This window comes from Belliella pelovolcani (genome assembly GCF_900156785.1).
GTDB lineage: Bacteria > Bacteroidota > Bacteroidia > Cytophagales > Cyclobacteriaceae > Belliella > Belliella pelovolcani.
In genome coordinates, this window is sequence record NZ_FTOP01000024.1 from 19,452 (window position 1) to 46,327 (window position 26,876).

19 protein-coding genes are annotated in these 26,876 nt (G+C 38.1%); 12 read left to right on the top strand and 7 right to left on the bottom strand.

Annotated elements, in window-relative coordinates:
* A complete protein-coding gene (locus BW935_RS17270; RefSeq protein WP_076503034.1) occupies nucleotides 1–378 on the bottom strand; it encodes a phage holin family protein in 378 nt (125 codons plus the stop codon).
* Nucleotides 379–530: 152 nt separating this feature from the next.
* On the opposite strand from BW935_RS17270, the gene BW935_RS17275 reads away from it, so the two are divergent.
* The 3 genes from BW935_RS17275 (at nucleotide 531) to BW935_RS17285 (ending at nucleotide 4,581) form a co-directional block, all read left to right on the top strand.
* Nucleotides 531–1,280 (top strand): acyl-CoA desaturase, encoded by a 750-nt coding sequence (locus tag BW935_RS17275; RefSeq protein ID WP_076503035.1) that lies wholly within the window; start codon nucleotides 531–533, stop codon nucleotides 1,278–1,280.
* Between the two features lie 196 nt (nucleotides 1,281–1,476).
* The gene (locus BW935_RS17280; protein ID WP_076503036.1) at nucleotides 1,477–1,839 is read left to right on the top strand and encodes a BlaI/MecI/CopY family transcriptional regulator; all 363 of its coding nucleotides are present in this window, start codon (nucleotides 1,477–1,479) and stop codon (nucleotides 1,837–1,839) included.
* 9 nt (nucleotides 1,840–1,848) lie between these two features.
* Nucleotides 1,849–4,581 (top strand): M56 family metallopeptidase, encoded by a 2,733-nt coding sequence (locus tag BW935_RS17285; protein WP_076503037.1) that lies wholly within the window; start codon nucleotides 1,849–1,851, stop codon nucleotides 4,579–4,581.
* 215 nt (nucleotides 4,582–4,796) lie between these two features.
* Here BW935_RS17285 and BW935_RS17290 read toward each other — a convergent pair whose 3' ends face one another.
* Together BW935_RS17290 and BW935_RS17295 are read right to left on the bottom strand one after the other, a co-directional pair.
* Nucleotides 4,797–5,864 carry an agmatinase family protein gene (locus tag BW935_RS17290; RefSeq protein WP_076503038.1) on the bottom strand — a complete coding sequence of 356 codons (1,068 nt, stop codon included), beginning with the start codon at nucleotides 5,862–5,864 and terminating at the stop codon, nucleotides 4,797–4,799.
* 136 nt (nucleotides 5,865–6,000) lie between these two features.
* Nucleotides 6,001–6,477 carry a SixA phosphatase family protein gene (locus BW935_RS17295; RefSeq protein ID WP_076503039.1) on the bottom strand — a complete coding sequence of 159 codons (477 nt, stop codon included), beginning with the start codon at nucleotides 6,475–6,477 and terminating at the stop codon, nucleotides 6,001–6,003.
* Between the two features lie 159 nt (nucleotides 6,478–6,636).
* Here BW935_RS17295 and topA point away from each other — a divergent pair, with 159 nt between their 5' ends.
* From topA to BW935_RS17315, 4 genes are all read left to right on the top strand, one after another.
* Nucleotides 6,637–8,955 carry a type I DNA topoisomerase gene (topA, locus tag BW935_RS17300; RefSeq protein WP_076503040.1) on the top strand — a complete coding sequence of 773 codons (2,319 nt, stop codon included), beginning with the start codon at nucleotides 6,637–6,639 and terminating at the stop codon, nucleotides 8,953–8,955.
* Nucleotides 8,956–9,010: 55 nt separating this feature from the next.
* Entirely contained in the window at nucleotides 9,011–9,706 is a 696-nt protein-coding gene (locus tag BW935_RS17305; protein ID WP_076503041.1) for an SIR2 family NAD-dependent protein deacylase, read from the top strand.
* Nucleotides 9,707–9,742: 36 nt separating this feature from the next.
* Nucleotides 9,743–11,074 (top strand): YfcC family protein, encoded by a 1,332-nt coding sequence (locus BW935_RS17310; protein ID WP_076503042.1) that lies wholly within the window; start codon nucleotides 9,743–9,745, stop codon nucleotides 11,072–11,074.
* Between the two features lie 87 nt (nucleotides 11,075–11,161).
* Nucleotides 11,162–12,190 carry a patatin-like phospholipase family protein gene (locus tag BW935_RS17315; protein WP_076503043.1) on the top strand — a complete coding sequence of 343 codons (1,029 nt, stop codon included), beginning with the start codon at nucleotides 11,162–11,164 and terminating at the stop codon, nucleotides 12,188–12,190.
* 59 nt (nucleotides 12,191–12,249) lie between these two features.
* On the opposite strand, the gene BW935_RS17320 is transcribed toward BW935_RS17315, so the two are convergent.
* Entirely contained in the window at nucleotides 12,250–13,041 is a 792-nt protein-coding gene (locus BW935_RS17320) for a hypothetical protein (RefSeq protein WP_076503044.1), read from the bottom strand.
* Between the two features lie 223 nt (nucleotides 13,042–13,264).
* Between BW935_RS17320 and BW935_RS17325 the strand changes: the two genes are divergently transcribed.
* From BW935_RS17325 to BW935_RS17335, 3 genes are read left to right on the top strand one after another with little or no spacing between them, the layout of a single operon-like run.
* Nucleotides 13,265–14,389: a pyridoxal phosphate-dependent aminotransferase gene (locus tag BW935_RS17325; protein WP_076503045.1), complete on the top strand. Its 1,125-nt coding sequence runs from the start codon at nucleotides 13,265–13,267 to the stop codon at nucleotides 14,387–14,389.
* 8 nt (nucleotides 14,390–14,397) lie between these two features.
* Entirely contained in the window at nucleotides 14,398–14,961 is a 564-nt protein-coding gene (locus BW935_RS17330; RefSeq protein WP_076503046.1) for a GNAT family N-acetyltransferase, read from the top strand.
* Between the two features lie 12 nt (nucleotides 14,962–14,973).
* Nucleotides 14,974–15,390, top strand: coding sequence for a hypothetical protein (locus BW935_RS17335; RefSeq protein WP_076503047.1), 417 nt, complete (start codon nucleotides 14,974–14,976; stop codon nucleotides 15,388–15,390).
* Between the two features lie 192 nt (nucleotides 15,391–15,582).
* Here the strand turns inward: BW935_RS17335 and BW935_RS17340 are convergent, their stop codons facing one another.
* Nucleotides 15,583–18,348, bottom strand: a complete 2,766-nt coding sequence (locus BW935_RS17340) for a TonB-dependent receptor (protein ID WP_076503054.1) — start codon at nucleotides 18,346–18,348, stop codon at nucleotides 15,583–15,585.
* 281 nt (nucleotides 18,349–18,629) lie between these two features.
* Here BW935_RS17340 and BW935_RS17345 point away from each other — a divergent pair, with 281 nt between their 5' ends.
* Nucleotides 18,630–19,106, top strand: a complete 477-nt coding sequence (locus tag BW935_RS17345; protein WP_076503048.1) for a copper resistance protein NlpE — start codon at nucleotides 18,630–18,632, stop codon at nucleotides 19,104–19,106.
* A gap of 119 nt (nucleotides 19,107–19,225) precedes the next feature.
* Here the strand turns inward: BW935_RS17345 and BW935_RS17350 are convergent, their stop codons facing one another.
* Both BW935_RS17350 and BW935_RS17355 read right to left on the bottom strand, forming a co-directional pair.
* On the bottom strand, nucleotides 19,226–22,450 hold the full coding sequence (locus BW935_RS17350; RefSeq protein WP_076503049.1) for a S41 family peptidase: 3,225 nt from the start codon (nucleotides 22,448–22,450) through the stop codon (nucleotides 19,226–19,228).
* An 88-nt stretch (nucleotides 22,451–22,538) separates the two neighbouring features.
* Nucleotides 22,539–24,206 carry an RluA family pseudouridine synthase gene (locus BW935_RS17355; protein ID WP_076503050.1) on the bottom strand — a complete coding sequence of 556 codons (1,668 nt, stop codon included), beginning with the start codon at nucleotides 24,204–24,206 and terminating at the stop codon, nucleotides 22,539–22,541.
* A gap of 141 nt (nucleotides 24,207–24,347) precedes the next feature.
* Between BW935_RS17355 and BW935_RS17360 the strand changes: the two genes are divergently transcribed.
* Nucleotides 24,348–26,636: an acyl-CoA dehydrogenase family protein gene (locus tag BW935_RS17360; protein WP_076503051.1), complete on the top strand. Its 2,289-nt coding sequence runs from the start codon at nucleotides 24,348–24,350 to the stop codon at nucleotides 26,634–26,636.
* Nucleotides 26,637–26,876 lie beyond the last annotated feature (240 nt).

Sequence of the window (26,876 nt, forward strand, 5' to 3'; positions counted from 1 at the left end):
TTATCTTTCGGAATGCGTACTGCCACCCAAAGAAACACCAAGAAGGGAATTGATCAAACCTAAGATCAGACCAAATAAAACTGCCCACCAAAAACCATCTACAGAAAACCCAGGTACAATGTAAGCTGCTAATAGAATTAGGAGTGCATTGATGACTATCAAAAACAACCCTAATGTCACCACGGTAATAGGAATCGTCAATAATATCAGAATGGGTTTGATGGTAATATTGAGAAGTGCTATCAATGCTGCTATTACCACACCTGTAAAGAAATCTTCAACGCTAACACCTGGAAGTAGATAACTTGTGATCAGAACGGCGATACCTCCTAAAATCAATTGGACAATGATGCCCCATGTGTCTTTTGCTTTGCTCATAGTTTTGGGATTAAGTTATTGCTAAAAACATTATTAGTGACAATTTAAGAAAAATTGATTTTTATCATTCATTCATCAAAAAAAAATAAAGTTTAAAACATTTCCGCGGGATAGCTATTATCTTTGTGATATTATCAAATTAAGTAACAAGAGTGATTTTAATTGTCTTCTTCCTATTGCATTGGTATTTCTCTTTATTCTGCCAAAGCTTCTTCTTGCATCGTTATGCAGCACACCAAATGTTTTACATGTCAAAATTCTGGGAAAGATTCTTTTACATCTTTACTTGGATAACTCAGGGCAGCAGCTACTTATCCCCGAGAGCCTACGCTATATTGCACAGAATGCACCATGCATACAGCGATACGCCCAAGGATCCACATAGCCCACATCATACAGAAAATCTATTTACCATGATGTGGAAAACAAAAAACATTTATAATGATTACTTCAGTTTCAAGCTTAAGCCTGAAGAACGTTTTTCTAAAGATGTACCAGATTGGAATAGATTTGACTTGTTCGCAGATTCTATGATGGCTAGATTGGGATGGGGTTTGTTTTACGCAGCCGTTTACATTCTATCAATTTCTGTATTTGAGTTACCCGGTACACACTGGTGGATGTACTTTTTACTTCCAATTCATTTCTTGATGGGGCCAGTTCACGGAGCTATTGTCAATTGGAGCGGACATAAATATGGCTATGCTAACTTTGATAACAATGATAAATCAAAGAATAGTCTCCTCTTGGATGTTTTAATGTTAGGTGAATTATTTCAGAACAATCATCACAAACTTCCTAACAGACCAAATTTTGCTGTTAAGTGGTATGAATTTGATCCAACCTACCCTATCGTGAAGCTACTTCACGCTACGGGAATCATCAAATTAAGAACTGCCTAGCATCTTCAAGGCTTTAAAATTTTAAGAACTCCCGAATGTGGAGTTCTTTTTTTTGGAAAAAAAACTAAATAATTCTTTTTTAACTAAATTTTAATTACTAATTTTATAGATACCAATAGAAAAGATTCGTTCCATTTATTTGTTTTTTTAAAACTAACTGAATAATTTGAGGCATCATTTAAAACTTAACACAATTATGAGAAATTTAACAAGAGCAGAAGAGCAGGTAATGCAAATCCTATGGGAAGCAGAAAAGGGATTCGTGAAAGACCTTTTGGAAAAGATGGAAGAGCCAAAGCCGGCTTACAACACTGTATCTACAATTATCAGAATTCTTGAGAGAAAAGGTTTTGTACAGCACAAAGCTTATGGGAAATCACACGAATACTACCCTATCGTGTCCAAAGATGCTTACAGAAGCCATTCTATCAAGAACTTATTATCAGGTTATTTCAATGGATCATTTACAAAACTAGCTTCATTCTTTGCAAAAGATGAAAATCTAGACGTGAAAGAGGTTGAAAAAATCTTGAATGAAGTCAAAGATGAGGTGAAATAATGACCTCTTATGGCTATTCTAATTGATTATATCTGGCAAAGTACATTCTGCCTGTTTTTCTTCTTTGGAATCTACTGGGTTTTCCTTAGAAATGAAAAAGCATTTGTCTTCACAAGAGTTTATATATTAATCACTCCCATCCTGGCATTGCTCTTTCCATTGATGCAAATACCGGTAGAGTTTTATAAGCCAGATATATCATTAGAACAGTCCCAACTATTTCGGGCATTGACTATAGAGTCGATGCCCGAAGAAGTTGCAGGAACTTTTGGACTACCTGAATTCACAGTTCAGAGCACCAAGCTTCCTGTTTTACTTGAATTAAAAGATTATTTTTTAATTGGCTATTTAATTATCATATCCTTATTAGCAATCAGGCTATTTTGGCAAATGATCCAATTAAGATTGCTGCAAGAAAAAGGTTGGTACCAAACGAGTTTTAAGTTAAAAGGCAACTATTTCCTAATCCCAACTTTCGGTCTTGCCCCCATTTTTTCTTATTTCAACAAGCTTTTTTGGGATGAAACACAGGATCTGAGTCTAGAAGAGAAGGATCAAATCATCAAACACGAAATTGAACACATCAGGCAGCATCACTCTTGGGATGTGCTATATTATCAAGTATTGAGTATTATATTCTGGTTTAATCCAGCTATACACTTGATGCGATCAGCATTGGTGGATGTGCATGAATACCTTGCTGACGAAAATGTCCTCAAACAAACTGAAAATAAAGAAAGCTATCCGAAGTTAATCGCAAAAATTGCATTTAAGGGAATGGATCTTCCTATTGGTAATTATTTCATCAGATCAACAACCCTTAAAAGAATTCTAATGATTAAGAAAACTGCAAAACCAAATTGGTTTAAATTGACCATGGTAATACCATTGACTGTAATGTTGATGGCATTGATTTCCATGAAGACAAAGGTAGGTGTTGGATTCCTTCTCAGTAGCAATACTGAAAAGATCGAATTCATCAAAGAGCAACTGATTGCTTCTCAAGACTCAATTGAAATAGCAATCAAAGTTAAAAAAATCAACAATCCAAAGCATTATGAGCTGATAGGGCCGCTTAAAGGTGATCAACTCACTGCTCAACTTGGTGAATTGGTATATGATTTTGCAGACATCACTTCAGATGAAGAGTATCTGAAAGTCAGGAGTCTCATCAACACGCTCAGAAGGAACTCTACTATCAGTAAAAACTATGGTGAGATCCCTTATTCGTATGTAGCGAAAAAACGGCCAGCGCCAGAAGATGCTACTGCTTGGTCCAAATTCGTTTTAGATGTCATCAGCAAAGAAATGTCTGAAAAGGACAGGGAGCTGAATATCCGGTCATCAATTCAAATAGAATTTATCCTTTCAAAAGATGGGAAAATCACTAATCCTGTCATCAAGCAAAGTTTTGGTGGAGGTGTTGATGAAAAATTACTGGAAGCTATTCAATCTGCAAATGCTCCAAAATGGACAGCAGGTGAAATTGATGGTAAGAAAGTGGATCTTGTGCATGCTGCTAGTTTTGCTATCACGTATTCAGCTGATAATCAAATTCAAGAATCGCTTCACAATTTCCCTCAGGTTATAGAAGTTCCAATTGGACAAAGTGCAAGAACTTACAATGGAGACGAAATCTTTGATGTAGTAGAAAATGCACCTGTTCCTCCAGGAGGCATGGAAGGATGGAATGAATACCTGAGAGCAAATCTTGAATACCCAGAAGATGCAAAAAGGGCTGGCATAGAAGGTACAGCATATGTAGTATTTGTTGTTACCAAAGAAGGGAAAATCGAACAACCAGAAATTATTAGAGGTGTCTCTCCTAGTATAGATCAAGAAGCTTTGAGGGTAGTTGCCAACGGCGCAGATTGGACACCAGGCAAACAGAGGGGAAGAGAAGTCAATGTGAGAATGCGCTTGCCAATTAGATTCAAGCAAAGTTCAAGTAACGATAACAAGCCAAGTACAATCCCTGCAGATATGGTAGATCAACAAGCAGAACCTCAAGGTGGTATGGATGCTTGGAATACCTATCTCAAAAACAACCTCAAATATCCCCAAGAAGCAAAAATCAAAGGGGTTGAGGGTGTGGTTTACCTTACCTTTATTGTAGATAAGGATGGTAACATCAAAGAGCCAGAAATTCTAAGAGGTATAGGAGCATATTGCGATGAAGAGGCACTCAGACTAGTAGAAAACTCACCAAAATGGAAGCCTGGCGAAAAAGATGGTGAAGCGGTAGAAAGCAGATTGAGGTTGCCAATTCGTTTTGATTTAGAAAAAAGTACCAGTGGAATTGTACCAAAGCCAACCGCTCAGTTCAATGAATATTTGAGAAAAAATATCAAATACCCAACTGAAGCTCGAAGAAATAATGAATCGGGTTCGGTGATTGCCAGACTAACTTTGGATAAAGATGGGAATATTATCAAATCAGCGATTTCTAAAGGCATTTCAAAAGAATTGAATGAGGAAGTTCTTAGGGTCCTTGAAAAAGCTCCCAATTGGAATGTTTATGTCGCAGGAGAATATGAGGTCTTACTTCCAATTACTTTCAGAATAGATAATATCAAAAATCCTCCTACTCACAACCTTCCACATGAAGTAGTGGTCGTTGGTTATTCTGGAAATGCGAGTAAGGAAAAAACTTTTGAATATAAAACTGCTTTCCCTGTGCAAGAAATCAAAAGATTAGACAGCAATGACTTGCTTATGATTGAAGATGGTCAAACACATTAAAAAGAAGTTTTGAACAATATCAAAATTGAGGATATCATTCACATTCAAGTTGTCAAAAATTCTAGTCCAAATGAAATGAGCAAATTTGGAAACGGTGCATCGGAAAGTATTATCAATGTTCAAACCAAAAAGTGAGTTGTAATTGGCCTAAAAATATCTTTACAAAAATCCCTACTATAACATATAGCAGGGATTTTTTATTTGCTAAAATTATTTTATTTCAAATTCAACCTACCTTGAGAAGCGCCATATAGATTAGCCATTCTGTAAAGAACTCTAGCTCCTACATTGCCATCCCACTCGTCACCTTCAGCTCCTGGGGCTACTTCTACCAAGTCAAAGCCGATCAGCTTTCTTCCTGACTTCACAACCTCCTTCATCAGGTACATGATCTGCTCCAATTCAAATCCACCAGCGACAGGTGTGCCAGTATTTGGACATAACTTAGGGTCAAACCCATCTATATCAATAGTCACGTAGACTTCTTGAGGTAATTGGTCTACAATTTCATCACAGATGATTTTCCATGCTTTCCCTTCGTAGCCTTCTTTTTTGATATCCTTATCATAGAAAGTTGTGATTCTGTTGTTTTCCTTGGCCATAATCGCTTCAGCCTCGCAATAATCTCTGATACCTACCTGCACCAATTTACTGATTTGAGGAAGTTTTAAGGCATTATAGGCTATTGAAGCGTGAGAGAATTCAAAGTTTTCATAAGCCATTCTCAAGTCTGCGTGCGCATCAATCTGGAGAATTCCAAAATTATCGTGCTCTTCTGCAAGAGCTTTGATCAAACCAAGCGGGGTACTGTGGTCTCCACCCAATAAAGCTACAAGTTTGCCTTGTGCTCTATACTTTTTTGCTTGTTCGTAAACCCAAGCATTCATTTCTTCCGAAGCTTTATTGACTAGCCCAGGGACAGCTCCAAATCTTTCCAAATCCTCTTTTGGCGATCCTTGGCTGAGCCAATTGATATAATTTGCTGCCAAAATTCTAAAATTATCGCTTTTTTCCTTGATTTCTTCTGGAATTGGGAGCATGTAAACACCCATTTTCCATGCATCTTTGATGTCATCTTGAAATAAATCTACCTGCAAAGAGGCATTCATGATAGCTTCAGGACCTTGAGCAGTTCCTGGAGAATAAGAAACTGTCACTTCCCATGGCACAGGGATGATAATCAAATCAGCAGTGCTTTCGTCAAAAGGTAATCCAAAAAGATTTTCGTATGTACTGATCCCATTAGGATCAAATTTTTCAATAATCTGATGTTTTAATGACATGTATTATCAATTTTAGTTTATAAAATAATTTGAGGTGATATGGATTTGTTACGTAAAAAAACAAAATCCTGACGATAATTAAACAGAAAAACCTGTAGAATAATTTCCTGCTTAAATTTCAAAATATAATCTATAATTACTGTAATACTTCCCTTACGATACCTGTTCCTATACCCAGGTGCTTCCAATCATCAACTTGAACTTCTATGATAACCAACATTCCAGGTTGCATACTCAGATATCCTTGATCTGCAATAGCAGACACCAAAGCACTAATGCCTGGATTATGCCCTACTAGTAATAATGTACTGACATCTGATTCAGTCTCTGCAATCGATTCAAAAATCACTCCAGGCTCTGCTTCATAGATTTTTCTATCAAACGCTACTTTTACATTGTCAAAAATCTCAGCGACGATTTCAGTGGTTTGTGTGGTCCGTACAGCAGCACTTGAAAGAATTTTTTCAGGTTTCAAACTTGATTTTTTAAGTAACTCTCTCAATCTTATAAGTTGAGACTTCCCTTTTGAACTCAGCTGTCTTTCAAAATCACTTGGGAAATTAAAATCCGCCTCTCCATGTCTCAACACCGCCAAAATTTTATTGCTTTGCATTATGATATTGTATTGTTAGAATGATTACAAATCTGAAATAATCATGCCAAAAATAAGATGTTATCTTGGATAATTTGGAATACATGATAATCAAATCTATTTTTAGATTTTAATTGATTCTAGAAATATAGAGTCCATTGTTTTAATGCAAAAAAAGTTATGTCAAAAAATCTAGTTATTGTAGAGTCACCTGCCAAGGCAAAAACCATTGAGGGGTACTTAGGGAAAGATTTCAAAGTAGCTTCAAGCTATGGTCACGTGCGGGATTTGCCTAAAGGAGACAAAGCAATTGACATTCAAAATAGATTCAAACCTACTTATGAAGTCACTCCTGACAAGAAAGAAGTCATCAAACAACTCAAAAGCTTGGTCAAAAATGCTGAAACAGTCTACCTAGCGAGTGATGATGACCGCGAAGGAGAAGCTATCAGCTGGCACCTCAAAGAGGTTTTAAAACTGAAAGACGAGAATACCAAAAGAATCGTATTCAGAGAAATCACTAAAAATGCCATTACCAAAGCAATAGAAAATCCAAGAACTATTGACTATGACCTTGTCAATGCCCAACAGGCAAGACGTATCTTGGATCGTTTGGTTGGATTTGAATTATCTCCTATACTTTGGAAAAAAATAAAAGCAGGTCTATCTGCTGGAAGGGTTCAATCAGTAGCCGTAAGATTGATTGTGGAGCGTGAGCGGGAAATTGAAAAGTTCAAATCAAAGTCAGCCTATAGAATCACTGCGATTTTTGATGTAGAAGGAAAGTCACTTGCAGCTGAATTACCTAAGAAATTTGATTCGCAAGAAGAGGCCGAGGATTTTCTGAAGAAATGCATAGGTGCTGAATTCAACATTCAAAATCTAGAGAAAAAACCAGGTAAGAAAACACCTGCTGCACCTTTCACTACTTCTACTTTACAACAAGAAGCAAGTAGAAAGTTGAGCTTTTCAGTAGCACAAACCATGTCAGTTGCCCAAAAGCTTTATGAAGCTGGGAAAATCACCTACATGAGAACAGACAGCACCAATCTCTCGGAAGATGCTATGGCTGCTGCAAAAGATGAAATTACTTCAGCTTACGGTTCGGAGTATCATAAATCAAGAAAATACAGTACCAAAAGCGAAGGCGCTCAAGAAGCACACGAAGCAATCAGACCTACTGATTTTTCTAAACATGATACCAGTGGCGATAGAAACGAGCAAAGACTCTATGAACTCATTTGGAAAAGAGCTATCGCTTCTCAAATGGCTGATGCCGAATTGGAAAAAACCAATGTCACCATAGGTATTTCCACACTTCCACAGACCCTTACCGCTACTGGGGAAGTGATCAAATTTGAAGGATTCCTTAAAGTCTATTTAGAAAGCACTGACGAAGAACCTGAAGATGATGAATCAACTGAGAAGGGTTTGCTACCTCCTTTGAAAATTGGACAAGTTCTTGAGCTAGTAGAAATGAAAGGAAGAGAAACCTTCAGTAGACCTGCACCAAGGTATACTGAAGCATCCTTAGTGAAAAAATTGGAGGAAATGGGTATAGGAAGACCATCCACTTATGCACCGACTATTTCCACGATTCAAAAACGGAATTATGTAATCAAAGAATCTCGTGAAGGAACTGAGAGAAAATATACAGAGATGAAAATCTCTAAAGGTACCTTCAAAAAAGAGAACAAAACAGAAATAGCTGGAGCTGATAAAAATAAGCTTTTTCCTACAAATATTGCCATGGTGGTCAATGACTTCTTGGTCGAGCATTTCCCTAATGTCATCGATTTTACTTTTACCGCAAGGGTTGAAAAGGAATTTGATGATATTGCCCAGGGTGGTCAAAACTGGGAGGATATGATCCAAAACTTCTATGGAGCATTCCATACCCGTGTAGAAGAAACTGCCAATGTCGCTCGTGCAGATGTCAATAGTGCTCGGGAATTAGGAGTAGATCCAAAAACAGGCAAGAAAGTTATCGTGAGACTAGGGAAGTTTGGCCCTCTTGCCCAAATTGGGGAACAAGAAGACGAAGAAAAACAATTTGCAAGTTTGAAAAGGGGACAGTTTATTGAAAATATCACCCTTGAAGACGCATTAGAACTTTTCAAACTTCCAAGAGATGTGGGGCAATTTGAGGATAAGAAAATTGTAGCTGCTATTGGTAGATTCGGACCTTACTTAAGACATGATAGTAAGTTTGTATCTTTAGGAAAGGAGCACGATCCTCTCAGCATTTCCGAAGAGGAGGCGATTGAGTTAATCAAAGCAAAGCGTAAAGCAGATGCAGAGAAGCACATCAAAACCTTTGAAGAAAATGAAGAAATTCAAATACTCAATGGTAGATGGGGGCCATACATCAAGTTTGGAAAAAACAATTTCAAAATTCCAAAAGATAAAGAAGCAGCCGAATTGACTTATGCCGAAACCATAGAAATCATAGAAAATCAACCTGAAAAGAAAAAAGGTAGATTCGCCAAGAAAAAGTAATGAAATGGCAGGAAGAAATTCCTGCTTTTTTTATGCATTTAATTAAATTAGCCAGATGCAAAAAAAGAAACTCGTTGTCCTAACTGGTGCTGGTATATCAGCTGAAAGTGGTATTGCTACTTTTAGAGACAGCAATGGCTTATGGGAAGGACATGATGTGATGGAAGTGGCATCTCCTGAAGGCTGGCGTAGAAACAAAGCGCTAGTTCTTGACTTTTACAATCAACGCAGAAGACAAGCAAAAACAGTCAATCCAAACAAAGCACATCTAACCTTAGCTAAGCTTGAGCAACATTTTGATGTTACAATCATCACTCAAAATGTAGATAACCTACACGAGCGTGCCGGTTCTACCAACATAATTCACCTCCATGGAGAGTTATTTAAAAGTCAAAGTACGCTTGATCCTGCACTTGTTTATAAAATGATGGGCACAGAAATCAACATCGGTGATAAGTGTGAAAAAGGAAGTCAACTTAGACCCTTTATTGTATGGTTTGGAGAAATGGTACCTATGATGGAGCCCGCTATAGAGCACGCTTTACAAGCTGATATTTTTGCTGTGATTGGTACTTCTTTACAAGTATATCCAGCAGCTAGTCTCATTCAATATGCTCCTGAAAAGGCAGTTAAATACATCATCGATGTGAAAATTCCTATGACCAGCTTTATTCCAAATTTAAAATCAATAAGTGCTAGTGCTACAGAAGGCACTCAAATTATGGCTAAGGAAATTTTGACTTTAAAATAGTTTATATAAAACCAAAAATCTGAATCCCCCTACCCTATGAAGCTTACTTTCCCGCATCCTATGATCATTATGCTGGCTTTTGTTGGTCTAGCAGCATTGCTCACTTATATCATCCCTGCTGGTTCTTATGATCGGGTATTGGACGAGCAGACTCAAAGAGCAGTCGTAGTGGAAGGCAGCTATCAACCAAAGGAAAACACACCAGTCAATATAGGAAAGACATTCTTGAGCGTACCTGAGGGGATCATAGAAGGAGCCGAAGTAGTTGTCTTAATTTTAATCATAGGTGGCGCATTCTATGTAGTGGATAAAACTGGTGCTTTTCAGTCAGGTTTAGAAAGCCTGATCTTTAGATTTGACAAAGCCAAAGCATGGCTCTTAGCTTTGGTAGGTGTTCTTTTTGCAGCAGCAGGTGCACTCAACGGGCTTCAGGAAGAGATCATTGCTATGGTGCCTGTTTTGATGATTTTAACTCAGCGAATCGGTTATACCAAAACAGCTGGAGTAGCGATAAGTCTTGGAGCCGCCTTAATTGGTGGGTCATTTGGTCCTACAAACCCTTTTTCCGTGATCATCGCTCAAAACATTGCAGAAGTCCCCATGTTCTCAGGTGGCTTGTATAGGATGATTTTCTTGGTATTGGCATTGGGATTTTGGATCATTTATGTAATCAGAACTGGTAAGGATCAAGAAAATTTGGAACCAATCAAAAGTGATAAACCAGCCAAAGTCTCAAATGCACATATTATTATACTGCTATTGGTGGCCCTTACATTTGCAGTGATGATTTATGGCCTGACCAATTGGGAATGGGATTACAATGAAATGTCTGCTATTTTCTTTGCTATGGGTTTAGCTGTTGGGATCATCGGGAAGCTTGGAATCAATGGTACAGCTAAGGCTTATTCAGAAGGCTTCGCAGAACTTGTTTTTGCAGGAATCATCGTTGGGTTGGCTAGAAGCATCTATTTAGTCATGCAAGACGGTCAAATCATCGACACCATCATTTATACATTATTCAATCCACTTGAAGGACTTCCTTTAGGTTTGGCTGCTTTTGGAATGATGATCGCTCAAGCCATATTACACATTCCTGTCCCTAGTACCTCAGGGCAAGCGGTATTAACGATGCCACTGCTAACTCCTCTTGCTGATCTGATTGGTATGTCACGGCAGGTGGTTGTCTTAGCTTACCAATATGGTGCTGGCATCATGGACATGGTCACGCCTAGCAATGGGGGTCTGATGGCTATACTAGCAGCTGCAGGGATCTCTTATAAAGAATGGATTCAATATGCTTGGAAGCCAATTTTAGTAATTTTCATCATTGCCTCCTTGTCTGTGATTTTAGGCATTTATCTTTTATAGAAGCTACTACTTTCGGATTTGTCTCTGATTTCATTAACTTTAAGAAAGTCTAAAGTATTATTTTCTAACCTTTTAAATTTTTAAAGCATGAAACAAGTTGCAATACTTTCAATTGATGGAGGTGGAATCAGAGGTGTAATACCAGGTACAATTCTACAACTGATAGAAGAAAAGATCCAAGAGAAAACACAGAATCCACAGGCTAGACTGGTTGATTATTTTGATTTTGTGGCAGGTACGAGCACTGGAGGTATCTTGGGCTGTGGGATGCTGATGCCGGATCAAGCAGACCCAACAAGACCCAAGTTCAGCATGGAGGAAGTAGTCAATCTCTACATGGAAAATGGTGGTGCAATTTTTAAAAAGCCATTTGGGCATAAACTGAGGACTGTATTTGGGATTAAAGAAGCCAAATACCCTAATAAAGCCTTACTTCAAGCTTTAGAAAAGTATTTTGGTAACGTCTACTTAAGTGAATTAATGAAACCTTGTCTCTTTGCTTCCTATGATATAGAAAGTAGAAGTGCCAAATTTTTCAAACATGGCTATGCCTGCAAAGATGAATCCCATGACTTTTTTGTCAAAGATTTAGCACAAGCTACAGCAGCAGCACCCACATATTTTGAAGCGGCTCTAATCAAATCTAGATTTGGCTCCGCATACCCTCTGATCGATGGTGGAGTTTTTGCCAATAACCCAGCCATGTGTGCTTATGCTGAAGCCAGGAAATGTACTTTTGGGAATATAGAGAATCCTACCTCCAAAGATATGTTGATGATTTCGCTGGGAACGGGCTCAGTAAAAGAATCATTTCCATTCGAGAAAGCTAGAAGATTTGGGCTTGTGCAATGGATCAAACCATTGATCGATATTATGATGTCAGGAAACTCTGAAACTGTATCTCACCAATTAAAGTGGCTATTTGATGCGGGAAATAATCAAAATGGATTTATCAGGGTAGAGCCAGACCTCCATGAGGCCAGTCCTGACATGGATGATGCTAGTCCAAAAAACCTCAATGCCTTGAAAAATGCAGCGATCAAATATGTCAAAGATCATCCCGAACAGATCAATGAGATTGTAACCAAACTGATTGAAAATCAAAGAGGCAAATAAAAAAAGAGGCTATATTGAATATAGCCCCCTTTTTTTAAATTTTAATTTAGATAATTAATTCACCTCACTGTCCCTTCTAGCGTAGCCAGGTAAACCCATTTTTGATCTCTCGATTTCAGGCCTTGTTCAATTTTGGCTCGCTGATCTGCTGTTGATTCCATATCTTCATATTCTTGAGCATTGAAAAACTGCACATAATCTTTATACATATTCATGGTGAGGTGAGTGGACTTTGCTTCACTTCCAAAGGGTAATGCAGTTCTCAATAAAACCCAACTGCCCATCAAGCCTTTTTCGATTCTGCTCTGATGAATGGGTAAAAACACTTCTCTTTCTGCCCTTTCATATTCTTGAAATCTTCCCTCCGTTGCTTTCATCAAATCAAAAGATGCTAATATCCCCCTTTTCATTTTGAAACTATCCTTGCTATTGGCAATTTGTTGCATGTAAGATCTTTGCTTGAGATCAAAAGCACGGTTGGCAAGTGAAAACTTATCCTTTACCGCTTTAGCATTTAGATGGGGGTAAGCAATCATGGCATACTTGACCAAATCTTCCTCATTTAAGCCATTCATCATGGAGACTGGGTTATCATAATAAGTTATAGTGATATATTGAAATTCACCCGAATCTGCACCTGACTGTAATGACCAAAAGTCCCATCCGGAGATCTTTTTATCATTGATAGCAGATTGATATACTTTTTCCATAAAGTCCTTATGTTCTATAAAATCATACATTTCTGACGATTCCACTTTGAAAAATTCAAAGACTAAATATCTGGTTTCTTGAGCCCAAATTGCTCCTGACAATAGGGTCAAAAGCAGTAACATTAAGATGGATCTTTTCATTGCCTGAGGGTTTACGTTTCTAATTCATTGTTGTTTCTTTAAAATTTAGGAATTAAATTTTGTATTTAATAATTTTAACCAACTTTTTTGACTATAAAAAATCATTTTAGTAAAACAAACCTTTATATTGGTTAATTTTACTTCCATCAAAAAGTAAAATAAGTGCATTAGGAAAAAGTTAGCGATATTAGTACCTTTTACAGATCAATTAACAACAAAGAATATGAATATATCTAGAAGAGATTGGTTAAAAAAATCCTCTCTAACAGCAGGGATGGCATTCTTAGGGGGTATAGGCACATATAGCTCTTTGACCGCTGAAGAGAAGAGCAAATTTAATCCAAGACCACTAGAACCTCTTATTCGTCTAGGATCAAACGAAAATCCTTATGGCCCTTCTCAAAAAATGCGAGAGGCTATGCAAAAAGGCTTTGACCTTTCTTGCAGGTACCCATGGGCATACAATCAACCTCTGATCGATATGATTGCAGCCAAAGAAGGAGTGCCATCAGATCATATTGTGCTGACGGCTGGATCTACGGAAGGACTGAAAATAGCTGGCCTTACCTATGCTCTGAATGGAGGAGAAATTATCTCTGGACTTCCTACATTCCTCTCTTTGATGACATATGCAGAAATCTGGGGTGCATCAATCAATTGGGTTCCTTTAGATCAGGATATGAATTTTGACCTTCCGGAAATAGAAAAAAGAATCAGTAGTAAGACCAAATTAGTCTTTCTCTGCAATCCCAATAATCCAACTGGTAAACTACTTCCTGCTCAGCAAGTCATGGATTTTTGTGAATCAGTAAGTAATAAGACTATGATATTCAGCGATGAAGCTTACTATGATTATATCGAAGATCCCAATTATCCATCCATGGTGGAATTAGTTAAGAAGGGGAAAAATGTCATCGTATCCAAAACCCTATCAAAAATATATGGGCTTGCAGGTATCAGAATAGGGTACTTGATCGCCAAGCCTGAGATTGCAGCAGATCTATCGAATCGAGTTGTAGCCAATCTAAATATCATGGCTATAGAAGCTGCAAAAGCCGCATTGAGTGATGATGAGTTTTACCAATTCAGCTTACAAAAAAATATTGAAGCCAGAAAATCAATTGAAACTACACTTGATCATTTAGGACTTGAGTATTTACCTTCTCAGGCCAATTTTGTGTTTTTTGACGCCAAACAATATGTAGTACAACTTGCAGAAAAAATGCGAGAAAAAGGAGTGATCATAGGCAGACCTTTTCCTCCATTCAATGAATGGTGCAGGATTAGCACAGGAACAATGGAGGAAGTTTCATTTTTTAATAAGGCTATCACAGAACTTTATACCTAACAGCAATTATGCAAATTGACTTTAATTTAAAGCTTGAAAGTGACCATTTGTTATTGAGACCACTTTTAGAAAATGATTTAAATCAACTTCTTGAGTTGACTCAAGAGCCTGATATGTGGAAATTTTATACCCACGACCTATCCCATATAGACACCTTGTCCGACTGGGCTCGTCCTGCTTTCAAAAGAGAAAGATTGCAATTTGTGATTATAGATAAGGCTACAAATACTATTTTGGGTTCAAGTGCATTTGGCAATTATGCTTTGAGAGATCGCAGAATCGAGATCGGGTGGACATGGTTAGCTAAATCACATCAAGGAAGCGGAATCAATGCCCAAGTCAAACAAATCATGCTTACTTACGCATTTGAAAAGCTTTACATGGAAAGGGTAGAATTCAAAACTGACGTACTCAATTCACAAGCAAGAAAAGCGCTAAGAAACATCGGAGCCATCGAAGAGGGTGTACTCAGAAGTCATACACTGATGACTAAGGAAAGAAGAAGAGACACTATTTATTACAGCATTCTGAAGTCAGAATGGAATCATATCAAAAGAGAAAATGACTGGTAAACCCCAAACACTATGATAGACAATATACTCAGCGTAGAAAGAAAAGCTAAAATGATTTTGAGATATGGAATAGCCTTCTATTTCATTTATTTCGGTTTGATTAACCTGTGGGGTGCATTGAGTTCAAATGGAAATATATTAATGGGAAGCATTGTTATGCTTTTAGGATTGTGCATTGGGAGTCTTATTTTGACTCACTTCAAACAACCAAAGCTAGGTGCGATTGGAGCTGGCTTAGCAGCTGTCTTTTTTCTAATTGTAGTTGCAATTTTGGCATTTATGGAAATAAGGGACGGTTTTTCGTTGCAAATGATATTCTTAAGGGTAATCAAGGATTTACTGCTTGCTATTGCTTGCATGGTGCTCTGTGGGGAATCACTTAAAGAAATGGTGAGAGAAAAAATCACAAAGCCATTTCCTGTTAGGTAGGAAATGGCTTTGCATTCATTTTATATTTCATGATCATCCACTTTCTTCCCGGTGGAACTTAAAGAGTGGAATTAACCTATGACTTCAAGCCAATATCTATTAGTATCTGCTAACCAAAGCTCATATTTAATTTGATAAGTGGTATAATTGCGGACATGCCTAACTTTTTATATCCGAATTGGCTAATAATAGCTACTCTACTTTGTTTCTACCTCCAAAACTTCTCAAGTTATAAGTCACACTCAACATGACGAACCTGGTTAGCACATTAGTTCTCTGATCTTGGATAAATACATCGGTCACATCCCTTGAGATGGCAGTATTTTGATTGAGAAGATCAAATATGGTCAATTTGGCTTCGAGCTGTTCCTTGGCCCCAAACCTATAACCTATATCAGCATTCATCAGCATGATTGTTCTATCAAAACCATCTCCTAGTCCTTGGAACACCATATGATTCATATTGGAGCTGATGAATAAACCACCAAGAAACTGCCAATAAAGATCCAGTCTTGTGTTTTGAGTATAAAAATTATTATTCAAAGATGTCTGAATACTGCTTCGAATTGTATTGAAGCTACCTTCCGTCGATAGGTTGAAATCTACCCTTTCGCTGATATTACTACTGATTCCAACTCCTGGACCCACAGCGAAATTTTTGTTGATATTTAATTGATCATTGATCAAACCAGGCCTGTTAGAATAATTTACCCTTGTGCTGATATTGATATTACTTTTCAATGCTGATAACGGAAAACCAAAAGACATGTAAGTTCTTGCATCCCAATAACCATCTAAATTGACGGGCTTGTTAAATTGTCCCCCTTGTCTCAATAGTACTTCCCCATCTATCAAGGTATCCCGTGCTGCTACAAGCGTAGAATTACCGAGGTAATTATTTCTCGTTGAGCCTGACACAAACATAAAGAACGATCTTGAAGACTCAGTGTCTATTTTTCTCAACCTGGCAAATAGCCTGTGTTCGTACTCTTGAACAAGGTCGGCATTACCCGAAAATATCTGGATTGGATTTCTATTATCAATTACTTCTTGCAACTGTCTTATGGATGGTGCATCTGTTCTCGTTCTATAATCTAGTCTGATATTCGTTTTTTCAGAAGCATTGAAATTGATCACTGCTCTTGGAATCACATTTTTGAAAGTTCTTTGGGTATTTTCAAAACCTGGAAAGATCCTATCGCTATCCAAATTTGAAACCTCGTAATCCACAGATGTAAAGATTCTGAACTTTTCATTATTGAATCGGTATCCTATTCCACTTCGTTGCTGCAAATAGGTATTTTCAAAGGTATTAGATAAGGTCGAGTCCAATTGAAAGTTCATAGACTCTGCATCTCTTTGCCTTACATCCTGTTCAGTTCTTCCTATATCATTTCCAATACTATACTGTAATCTCAGTTGAGATTTTTCAGAAATAGGTTCATTGTAATCAAACCTAACTCTATAATTGAAATTATTAGAATTGAATATGGTATTCTGAATCAGGCTGTCAATCTGATTGGTGCTGAAATCCCTATTGACAGAAGTAAGTCTACTTTCTCTATCACTACTATTCAATCTGGTAGTGGCACTGGTGGAAAGTACTCTTCCCGGTTTTGCAAACTTATACCTATATGTGAAATCATTGTCAAAACTGAACCAATTACTAGAACCTGAAGTCGTGTTAACAATTTCATTGATTGGATTGTCTCTATCAAAAAGGTTTTGGGCTACAGTAGTATTGATATAGTCTCTTTCTTGATAATTGAATCTAGGACGCCAGATGATCGCATGTTTATCAGTAATATCATAATCCACCCTCATGTCCAATCTGTGGCGTCGACTATTACTGATATTATTGGTCTCTTGGTCATACAATTGTAAACTATCGCTAGGGAGTATATAGGTTCTAGATGATATTCTATTTAGTGTATTTCTATTATCATTGAAGAAATAAGAACCTGTAAATTTAGCTTTGCCTTCATCAAATTTATCAGAAAAATTTACGCCCAGAGCATTGGTAACAGTGATACCTGGCCTCTCCCATGTTTGAAGTGCATTTCCGCCTCTACCGCCACCTCCAGCTTGTCCACCGTCTTCTCCAAATGCCCCCGAAAGATCGTCAGAAGAGAAATTTTGCTGATTGATATTATTAGTAAGACCAAGAACTGTTGTACGCCTTGTACCATTGAAGAAGTTTAAAGCACCACTTCCAATGTAATTATTATCAGTACCGTATCCACCTGATATTCTTCCAAACATTCCAGACTTCACTTCTTTTTTGGTAATGATATTGATGGTTTTTATCGTATTTCCATCATCGAATCCTGTAAGGATAGCTTGGTCACTTCTTTGGTCTAGAAATTCAATTTTATCTATGATTTCCACCGGGAGGTTGGCCATAGCCATTGCAGGATTGTCCCCAAAGAAAGGTTCTCCGTCTACCAATACCCTTCCGACTACTTCCCCTTGAACTTCAATCGTGCCACCTCGCATGACCACACCAGGCATTTTTCTAATCAATTCATCAGCATTGGCTTGAGGGCGTGTTTTGAATGCATTGGCATTGAATGCCACAGTATCGCCTTTGACTTCACCAGTCAGAATCTGTGCCTTGATTTCAAAAGTCTCTAACAATTCCCCATCTTCAGATATCTCAATATCACCAAGATTATTGTTTTCTAAACTGTCAATTTTCTTTGTGAATTTGGTGTACCCAACAAAAGTCACTTCAATGTTGAAAGTATTAATTGTAGGTTTCTTGAAGGTAAACACACCATTTCCATCTGTGAATGTAGAGGCGATAGTCTCATTGAACTCAGATTTGATGAAAACGTAAGCGCCAGGCAGCGTCTCTTTGGTGTTTTTATCGACTACCCTACCACTGATAGATTGTGCGATACTCGTAAACGAGAGCAATAGAAGAAAGCCGAGAAGGAGAAAAGTACTTTTAAGCATTTTGTTAATTGAATGAATGATAAACTCTAGGTTTTGAATTAGGTTTGAATCAATTACAAAATTAGATTTTCCACCATCCTTACTCAAACCACTAGTCAAATAGAATGTCCACTTACTTTACCTTTATGTTATTGGTTTAAAACAAATGCTGAAAGGTTTAAAAATCCGATTAATAATAACTAACTGATCAAAAACAGGGAAATTGAGCATTCACATTTTCCAAAGAAAATTGATTAAATTACCGATTATAACAAACAACCTTTTTATACAATAAAAAAACTATGAAAAAGCAATTCTTAAATTTCGGATTGGCTTTGTTACTAGCTTTAATCGTAACGGCTTGCCAAAAGTCTAAAGAGACAGAAAATCTTGTGATAGATGACGAAATGTTTGAAACAGGTGAAATGCCTGAAGACTTTATCGACCATCATACTGCAATGAATTCATTAGATTTTATGGGGATTTACAAAGGCGTGCTCCCTTGTGCAGATTGTGAAGGTATAGAAACAATTATAGAATTAGGAAGCGGTAACTCCTATGTCAAAAAAGTAATATACCTAGGAAAAGGTGATCAAAAAGTTATAGAAAGCGGTGGCACCTTTACTTGGAATGATGATGGCAACACCATCACGCTCAATGAAGAAGATGTTCCAAATCAGTACTTTGTTGGTGAAAATGTACTTTTCCATCTAGATATAGATGGTAATAGAATTGAAGGTGAATTGGCTTCTAAATATAGACTTGAGAAAACTTCTTGAGGTAATCCAAATTGACTTTTTGAGAAATGATATAAAAAAGCCTGATCCGTGGATCAGGCTTTTTTTTGATTCATTCAATAATTGAAATCTGATCACATATACAATTGATTATAAACATCTTATTTCACATCCTTTAGCAACTCTTCAACTGCTTTTTCCAATTGTTGATCTACACCTTTATCTATTTGACCAGGCATGTTTTTTACTTGAAACTGAGGGGCAGTTTCGTTATTTTCCATCCACTCTCCAGCTTTGTTTTTGGCAGAAATAGGCACTACACCCCATCTTGTCCCATCAGGTAACGATTCCCAACCAGCAAAAGAACATGTTCCTGGAGTAGGCATTCCTACTGTTTTTCCAATATTCAAATCAGTATAACCACAAGCGAAACAATGTCCATCTGAATAATTTGCTTCATTGAACATGGCTAATGTTGGCTTAGTCCATCTGAAAGTAGGCTCGTATCCTACTTCTCTATCTTCAGTGGCATAAGTAATGAATTTCTCTCCAGTAAAGAACATGGCCAAATCCGCAACCAAATCGCCACCACCATTGAATCTGGTATCTACGATCACACCTTCCTTATCGTGGAATTTGCCCATCATTTCTTCATAGGTGTTTCTATAAGGTCCATCAGACATACCAGGAATATGGACATAGCCTAACTTACCGTCTGAAAGCTTCTCCACTTCTTCTTGATTCTTTTTAACCCATCGAGTGTATAATAACCTGTTTTCTTCACCCAAAGAAATTGGCTTTACAGTTATTTGCTGGCGGTTATTGTTGCTAGGATCCACTACTTCCAATAAAGTAAACTTATTAGCCTTTCTATTGAAGTATTGGGCAACGTCCTTATCAGCAGATATTGTTTCGCCATCGATTTTTTCGATGATCATTCCAGCTTTGATATTTAAGTCTGACTTATCAAGTGGCGAGCCTTTGATGATCTCTGTAATCTTGATGCCATCTCCCTTATGTGCGTAATCTGTGAAAATCCCCAAGGATGCAGTGGCATCAGATTGAGGTACACTTCTATTGTATCTAGCTCCTGCATGGGATACATTCAACTCACCTATCAATTCGGAAAGCATCTCTGCAAACTCGTATCCATTTCCGATGTGAGGGAGATATTTTTCATAGGATGCTGTAAGCGCATCCCAATCTACTCCATGCATATCAGGTGTGTAGAACACCCCTTTGGTTCTGATCTTGATATGTTCAAAAAGATGAGCTCGTTCTGCTTCGGTATCCATGCTCATTTCACCTGCAATTCTGATCGCTTCTCTTTTGGTGCCGTTATTAGTGATTTTAGCGATGGTTCCACCACTGAGCAGGTAAAGGTTTTTCATCTCTTTATCCCATTCCAAGCTTCCACCTCCAGCATCAAGCTTCAACTCCATTTTGGTCTCCTTGGTGCGCAGGTCTGTACTCCATAGGTTCATGCCTTTTTCAAATCTCGCCAAATAATATAACTTCTCACCATCTTTGTCCAATACTGCATCTCCTAATGAAGATGAATGTATGGTAAGTCTAGCCTTACGGTCTACGAGGTCTTCCCAATCGAATTTCAGATCCTCGACTTTTTTGTCGTCTTTCTTCTCATCCTTTTTATCATCACCTTTTTTATTGGCTTTTTCTACTTCCTTCATCAGGTCATAGTCTTCTTTGCTCAGGCTGAACTTCTCAAAGGCATCTTTGGTGAAAAACAAGGTATAAACATCATTTTGTGCACCTCCGCTTGTGGCGAAACCTTTCAGACCATCTCTATTAGAGAACCACAGCATCTGCTTGCCACCGTTTACCCATTTGGCACTTCTATCCCCATAACCACTCTTGGTCAGGTTTTCCATTGGTTTCTTACCTGTGGCATCTAACAATACGATTTCACCATTGGCCATGGTGGGTCTATATGATGCTAGCAACCACTTACTATCTGGACTCCAATTGAAATACTGATCACCATCCCTCATATGCATCAAATGCTCAGGACCCATCAAGGTCACAGTAGATTTATCAGCCAAATCCATTACTTTCAAGCTCCTTCTGCCTTCGATATAAGCTAACTTTTTTCCATCAGGAGAAATCTGAGGCTGATAATTATCAAATTCATTTGACACCAAGACCTCTTCTTTGATCAATGTACTCGCAAAGAAAAATGGTTCTTCTTTATCTCTAACTTTCTTGGCTTGATAAATCGTCCACTTGCCATCTCGCTCACTAGCATAGACAATGGACTTACCGTCTGGCGCAAACTGAACAAATTGTTCCTGCTCTGGTGTACTTGTAATTCGCTTGGTCAATGCACCATCTACTGAAGTTACAAAAACTTCCCCTCGAGCGATAAAGGCAATTTCCTTTCCATCAGGTGAGATGGACATTTCTCTAACTCCACCATTGATAGATATAAAGCTGTCTGAATTACTGATTGGCTGTGTTTTGATAGCTACTTCAACCTTCTTAGGACTCTCACCTTCCTTCATCGTGTATAATTCTCCATCATAGGAGAATGATAGCAATCCATTGTCTGCAATAGATAAAAATCTCACTGGAAAATCCTTTAATTCAGTCAATGCCTTTTTCTGAGCTGGATTCTCCAAGTTCATTTTGAAAACATTGAAACTTCCATTTTCTTCAGAGAGGTAATAAATATCCTTATCTCCTGGAGCAAAAACTGGGTTTCTGTCTTCACCACCAAAACTAGTCAACATTTTATGGGTATTGCTTTCACTATCATAAACCCAGATATCTCTCGTAATTGCAGACTGATGTCTTTTTCTCCATTCATTTTCTCCACCTTTTTTGTCGTGGTAGATCATCTTCTTGCCATCAGCACTTACTTTTACATACTCTGCTGGTAGCGTCCATACCTGATCTACGCGACCACCCTTGGCAGGTACTTGGTACAATTCGGGTTGTGAGCCCGTAGGGTATTGTCTATGCTCAGCTAAATCTTGTCTGACTCCCCCAAAAATCACATGATTGCCATCTGATGAAAAGGTATATGGCATTTCGTCATTGGAGTGATAAGTCAACCTGCTTGCCGAACCGCCTTCTGCATCCATGATAAAAACATCAAAATTGCCATATCGGTCTGATGCAAATGCAATCTTCTGACTATCCTTACTCCACACTGGCATGAAGTCATGAGCTTCGTGGAAGGTCAACTGTGTAGCTTTTCCCCCATTGGTTGGAACAGTATAAAGATCTCCTTTGTATGTAAAGGCAATCTTGGAACCATCGGGAGAGATAGCTGAGTGCCTCAGCCAATTTGGTGCATCTTGGGCAGAAGCAATCCCCATGATTCCGCTCAAGAGCAAACTCAAATAAATTTTTATGAATTTCATAGTTAACGTTTAAGATTAGGTGTTAAAAATAAGGAATAAAAGCCCATTCAAAAGGGATTTTTACATTAATGGATAATAGAAGATAAATTCAGAAAGGAGATTCCACTTGGAAACTCACTCGCTCTTTGGAATTGGGGTGCGTGAACTCTAGGTAAGCTGCATGAAGATGAAGCCTATTGCTTTTTTGCCCATACAAATCATCACCAACGATCGGTGTTCCCAATCCACTTGGATGTGCTGCGTGGACTCGGAGTTGGTGCGTCCGACCTGTGATTGGAAAAAAGGAAATCCTTGTTTGCCCGTTTATAATCTCTATTACTTCAAATTTTGTTTTTGCAGATTTACCATATTGATAACATACCATTTGTCTGGGTCTATTGTCTAAATCTACCCTTAAAGGTAAATCAATCAACCCCTGCTTAGGTGAAACAATGCCATTCAGCAAAGCGATGTAACGTTTTGTAACTGTTCTTTTGATAAATTGTGCTTGGAGCTGTGTATGGGCTACTTTTGTTTTAGCTACCAGAATAATCCCTGAAGTGCTCTGATCCAGTCTATGCACAAGCACAGCACCTGGATGAAGCGCATTAATCCGTTTTTGAACAGAGTCGCTGATATGCTTACCTGGTACAGATAGAAATTCCGCTGGCTTATTGATGACCATCAAAGCATCATCTTCATAGATGATCTCCAATTGCTTACCTTCAGCAGGATTTTTAAGCATGGGGTTTTCTTCTACTTGCAAGCCTTGCAGCATATGCCCCAAAATAGGCTCACACTTAGACCTACAAGCAGGGTAAAATTCTCCATGCTTTCTCACCTCAGACTTAGGCGGTCTCCCCCACCAAAATTCAGCCAAGGCTATTGGTTGTAAACTATGTTTGAAAGCATAATGGAGTAACTTAGGTGCAGCACATTCACCTGCCGCAGCAGGAATGGGGAGATTTAATTCTTCTTTAAATATCTGCTTCAAACTTTTCCATTTTTGATTCGCATTCAAAAACTTATACTGATCAAAAAGTTGATCTTGTAATTGCTGTGACCTTTCTTTCCTCTCTGATTTCAATCTTGCGATCAATTCTTGACGTGGTTCTATTTCCTTTTCCTTTAAAGTGATCTTGTCCAACCATTCTTTTTCCAAAACCCTTTGAAAATACTGCATGCGTAGACTTTCTTCTCGCTGTACTTCCATCAAGGTTTCGTATTCCTCGGATGATAGTGTTTTTGAAGCTTCCGTACGGAGGGCCTTCCTTCTCTTTTGTGCCTGCTTCACTTGATCTCTACCAGCAAAGATTTCATCATTTGCTTGCATTTTCAGCTGCTTCAATTTATCCAGAGCATCTAAAAAGTCTTTGTCAAGTTCAATTTCCTCAATTTTTGTATTTAGGGCATTCAAGACTGCTTCCTCTTGTTTGAAAAAGCCATCTTCTGCCAACATATCGAAAACAGGAGGAACAAAATATTGATGATGATTGCTATCTGCCAACTTTCCTGAAAACGCAGCTAGAAAACCAATCTCCCCATTTGGCTTTTTGACCACCAATACGCCAAACATCTTACCAATTGCTAAGCTTTCGTCATCTGGATCAAATCCAAAATTATGTTTCCAATCCTGTTGATGCGTCAAATAATCTTGCAGTTGAATCGCTGCTAGTTTGGCTATAGGTGAAGGTTCATAATAAAATGGATAGTTAAAAATCTCCGGAGTTTCGTAACTCTCGATGGCATGTTGAAAAGCTATAAATTTATCTGGCACGATGCTGATTCAGTTTATCTTGGCTCAAAATTATAGGTTATCACCCAATTGACCATTGATTGTTTATAAAAAGAATGAATTAACTCCTAGACAACTTTGAACGTATTTTTCAGTATATTTAATAGAACCAACTACATTCCTATGCTACATTCAGATTTTCTTCAGGAAAACCCAAAACTTTTAATTTTCCTCCCAATATACTACACCTTATGGGCTGATAGTGTACTTACACCGACTGAGATCAAAGAAATGGAAACCTTAGTCAACAAGCAAAATTGGCTAAAGAAAAAAGAGAAGACTTGGTTGCTTCAGCAATTAGATCCACAGAATCCTCCAAAGCCTAAAGAGCTGAAAGCATGGAGAAAAGAAATCAAATCTCTTCAGCTCAATTCTGAAACAAGTTTAACAGAAATTGGGGTATCTCTAGCAACAAAATATGCTAGTGATATCTCCTTCATCCCGAAGACAATTCAAAGTTTTGAGAAAACGGAAGAGTTACTAGGTCTCTTGGGTAAAGAAGCCAGGTACAGTTTCCAAGCTGGCCATCAAACTATCACCACTTCACATCATGCAGAGCAAAATTTTGAGGTCAAGGAAATGACCAAGATTTTGGATGGAAGACAGGTAGATTTAATCAAAAGGGTCAAGACTGTCATTTCGGATCCTTCATTTGCTTTCCAAGAATTTGAAAGTTTGACAGCGCAACGAGAGCAAACTTTATTGTGGTGTCAGGAATTGGCGAAACAGGGCTTTGGCGCATGGGCTTTCCCAAAATTTGCTAATGGAAAGGATGATATGGAAGGATATTTCACCATAATGGAAACGCTTTCCTACCACGATTTGAGTATGGTCATCAAATTTGGAGTCCAATTTGGGCTGTGGGGCATGAGTGTGTTCTTCCTTGGTACAGAAAAACACCATCAAAAATATCTCAAAGATGTAGGAAGCTTGAAGTTACCTGGCTGCTTTGCAATGACAGAAACAGGACACGGTTCCAATGTCAGAGGGCTTGAAACAACAGCTACCTACAATCACCAATCAAAAACCTTCACCATTCATACTCCCAATCCAGATGCTAGGAAGGAATATATTGGCAATGCAGCTATGCATGGTCAAATGGCCACCGTATTCGCCAAACTGATCATTGATGGAGAAGACTTTGGTGTCAATGCCTTTATTGTTCCTTTACGTGACAGTAAAGGAAACCTGATATCGGGAGTAAGAATTGAGGATTGTGGAAGAAAAATGGGGCTAAATGGTGTAGATAATGGTGTGATCTATTTTGACCAAGTCAAAATCCCTAAAGAAAACATGCTAGATAGATTTTCCTCAGTTAATGAAACTGGGGAATTTGAAAGTCCAATCAGTTCTGATAATAGGAGGTTTTTTACCATGCTTGGAACTTTGGTCGGAGGTAGAATTGGTATTCCTAGGTCTGCTCTTTCAGCTTCCAAAACTGGCTTAACCATCGCCATCCGACATGGGGAAAAACGTAAACAATTTGGTCCAGAGGGCGGTGAGGAAGTACCTATTCTAAACTATAGAATGCACCAACGCAGGCTTATGCCGCCTTTAGCTACCACTTATGCACTTCATTTTGCCTTACGCTACCTTACGCAGAGATTTCTGGATAGATCTGAAGAAGATGCACAAGAAATAGAAGCCTTAGCTGCTGGATTGAAAGCCTATACAACCTGGTTTACAACAGCCACCTTGCAGGAATGCAGGGAAGCTTGCGGTGGCAAAGGGTACTTATCCGAAAACAGAATTGATGCACTCAAAAACGACACAGATGTCTACACAACTTTTGAGGGAGACAATGTAGTCTTGATGCAGTTAGTTGCTAAAAATAGACTGACTGAGTTTAGACAGGAGTTTAGTGACATCAATATGTTCACAATTTTCAATTACGTAGCTAATCAAGCAAAAACGACTATCACTGAAAAAAATCCGCTGATTGTAAGAAGTACAGATCAAACACACCTATTGGACATGGATTTTCATCTGAGTGCATTCAAGTATCGAGAAAGAGCCATCTTATCAAGCGCCGCACAACGTATAAAAAGACACATTGATCAAGGAATGGATTCATTTGATGCCTTCAATGTGGTGCAGCATCATTTGGTCAATGTTGGCCAAGCCTACATCGAAAGGGTAATTTTGGAAGAATTTCAAAAAGTAGTGATGGAAACAAAAGATCAAGGCACTCAAAAAGCTTTGGAGCAACTTTGTCAATTGTTTGCGTTGCACACCATAGAAAAAAATAGAGGGTGGTATCTTGAGCAAGGCTACATGGAAGGTATCAAAACAAAAGCGATTCGTAAAGAAGTCAATCAACTTTGCTGGGATGTGAGGAAGAATGCACTGGCACTTACCGATGCTTTTGATATCCCTGAAAGCTGTATAGCTGCTCCAATTGCAAAAAGGTAAATCATCAAAAAAGCCTGCTTCAATCGAATGAAGCAGGCTTTTGTTACCATGCCTTAACTTTAGCACACAGATATGTCAATTTAAAATGACCTCCAAATTCGTATCCGTCCGATAAACCCCATATTTTCTGATTTCTGTTTGGGTTGTAATCTTGCGTCATGAAAAAGATTAGCAACGACGAATATTACAAGCTGTTCACCAAGTGGCAAGGATCAGGACTAAGCAAAGCTGCATTTGCAT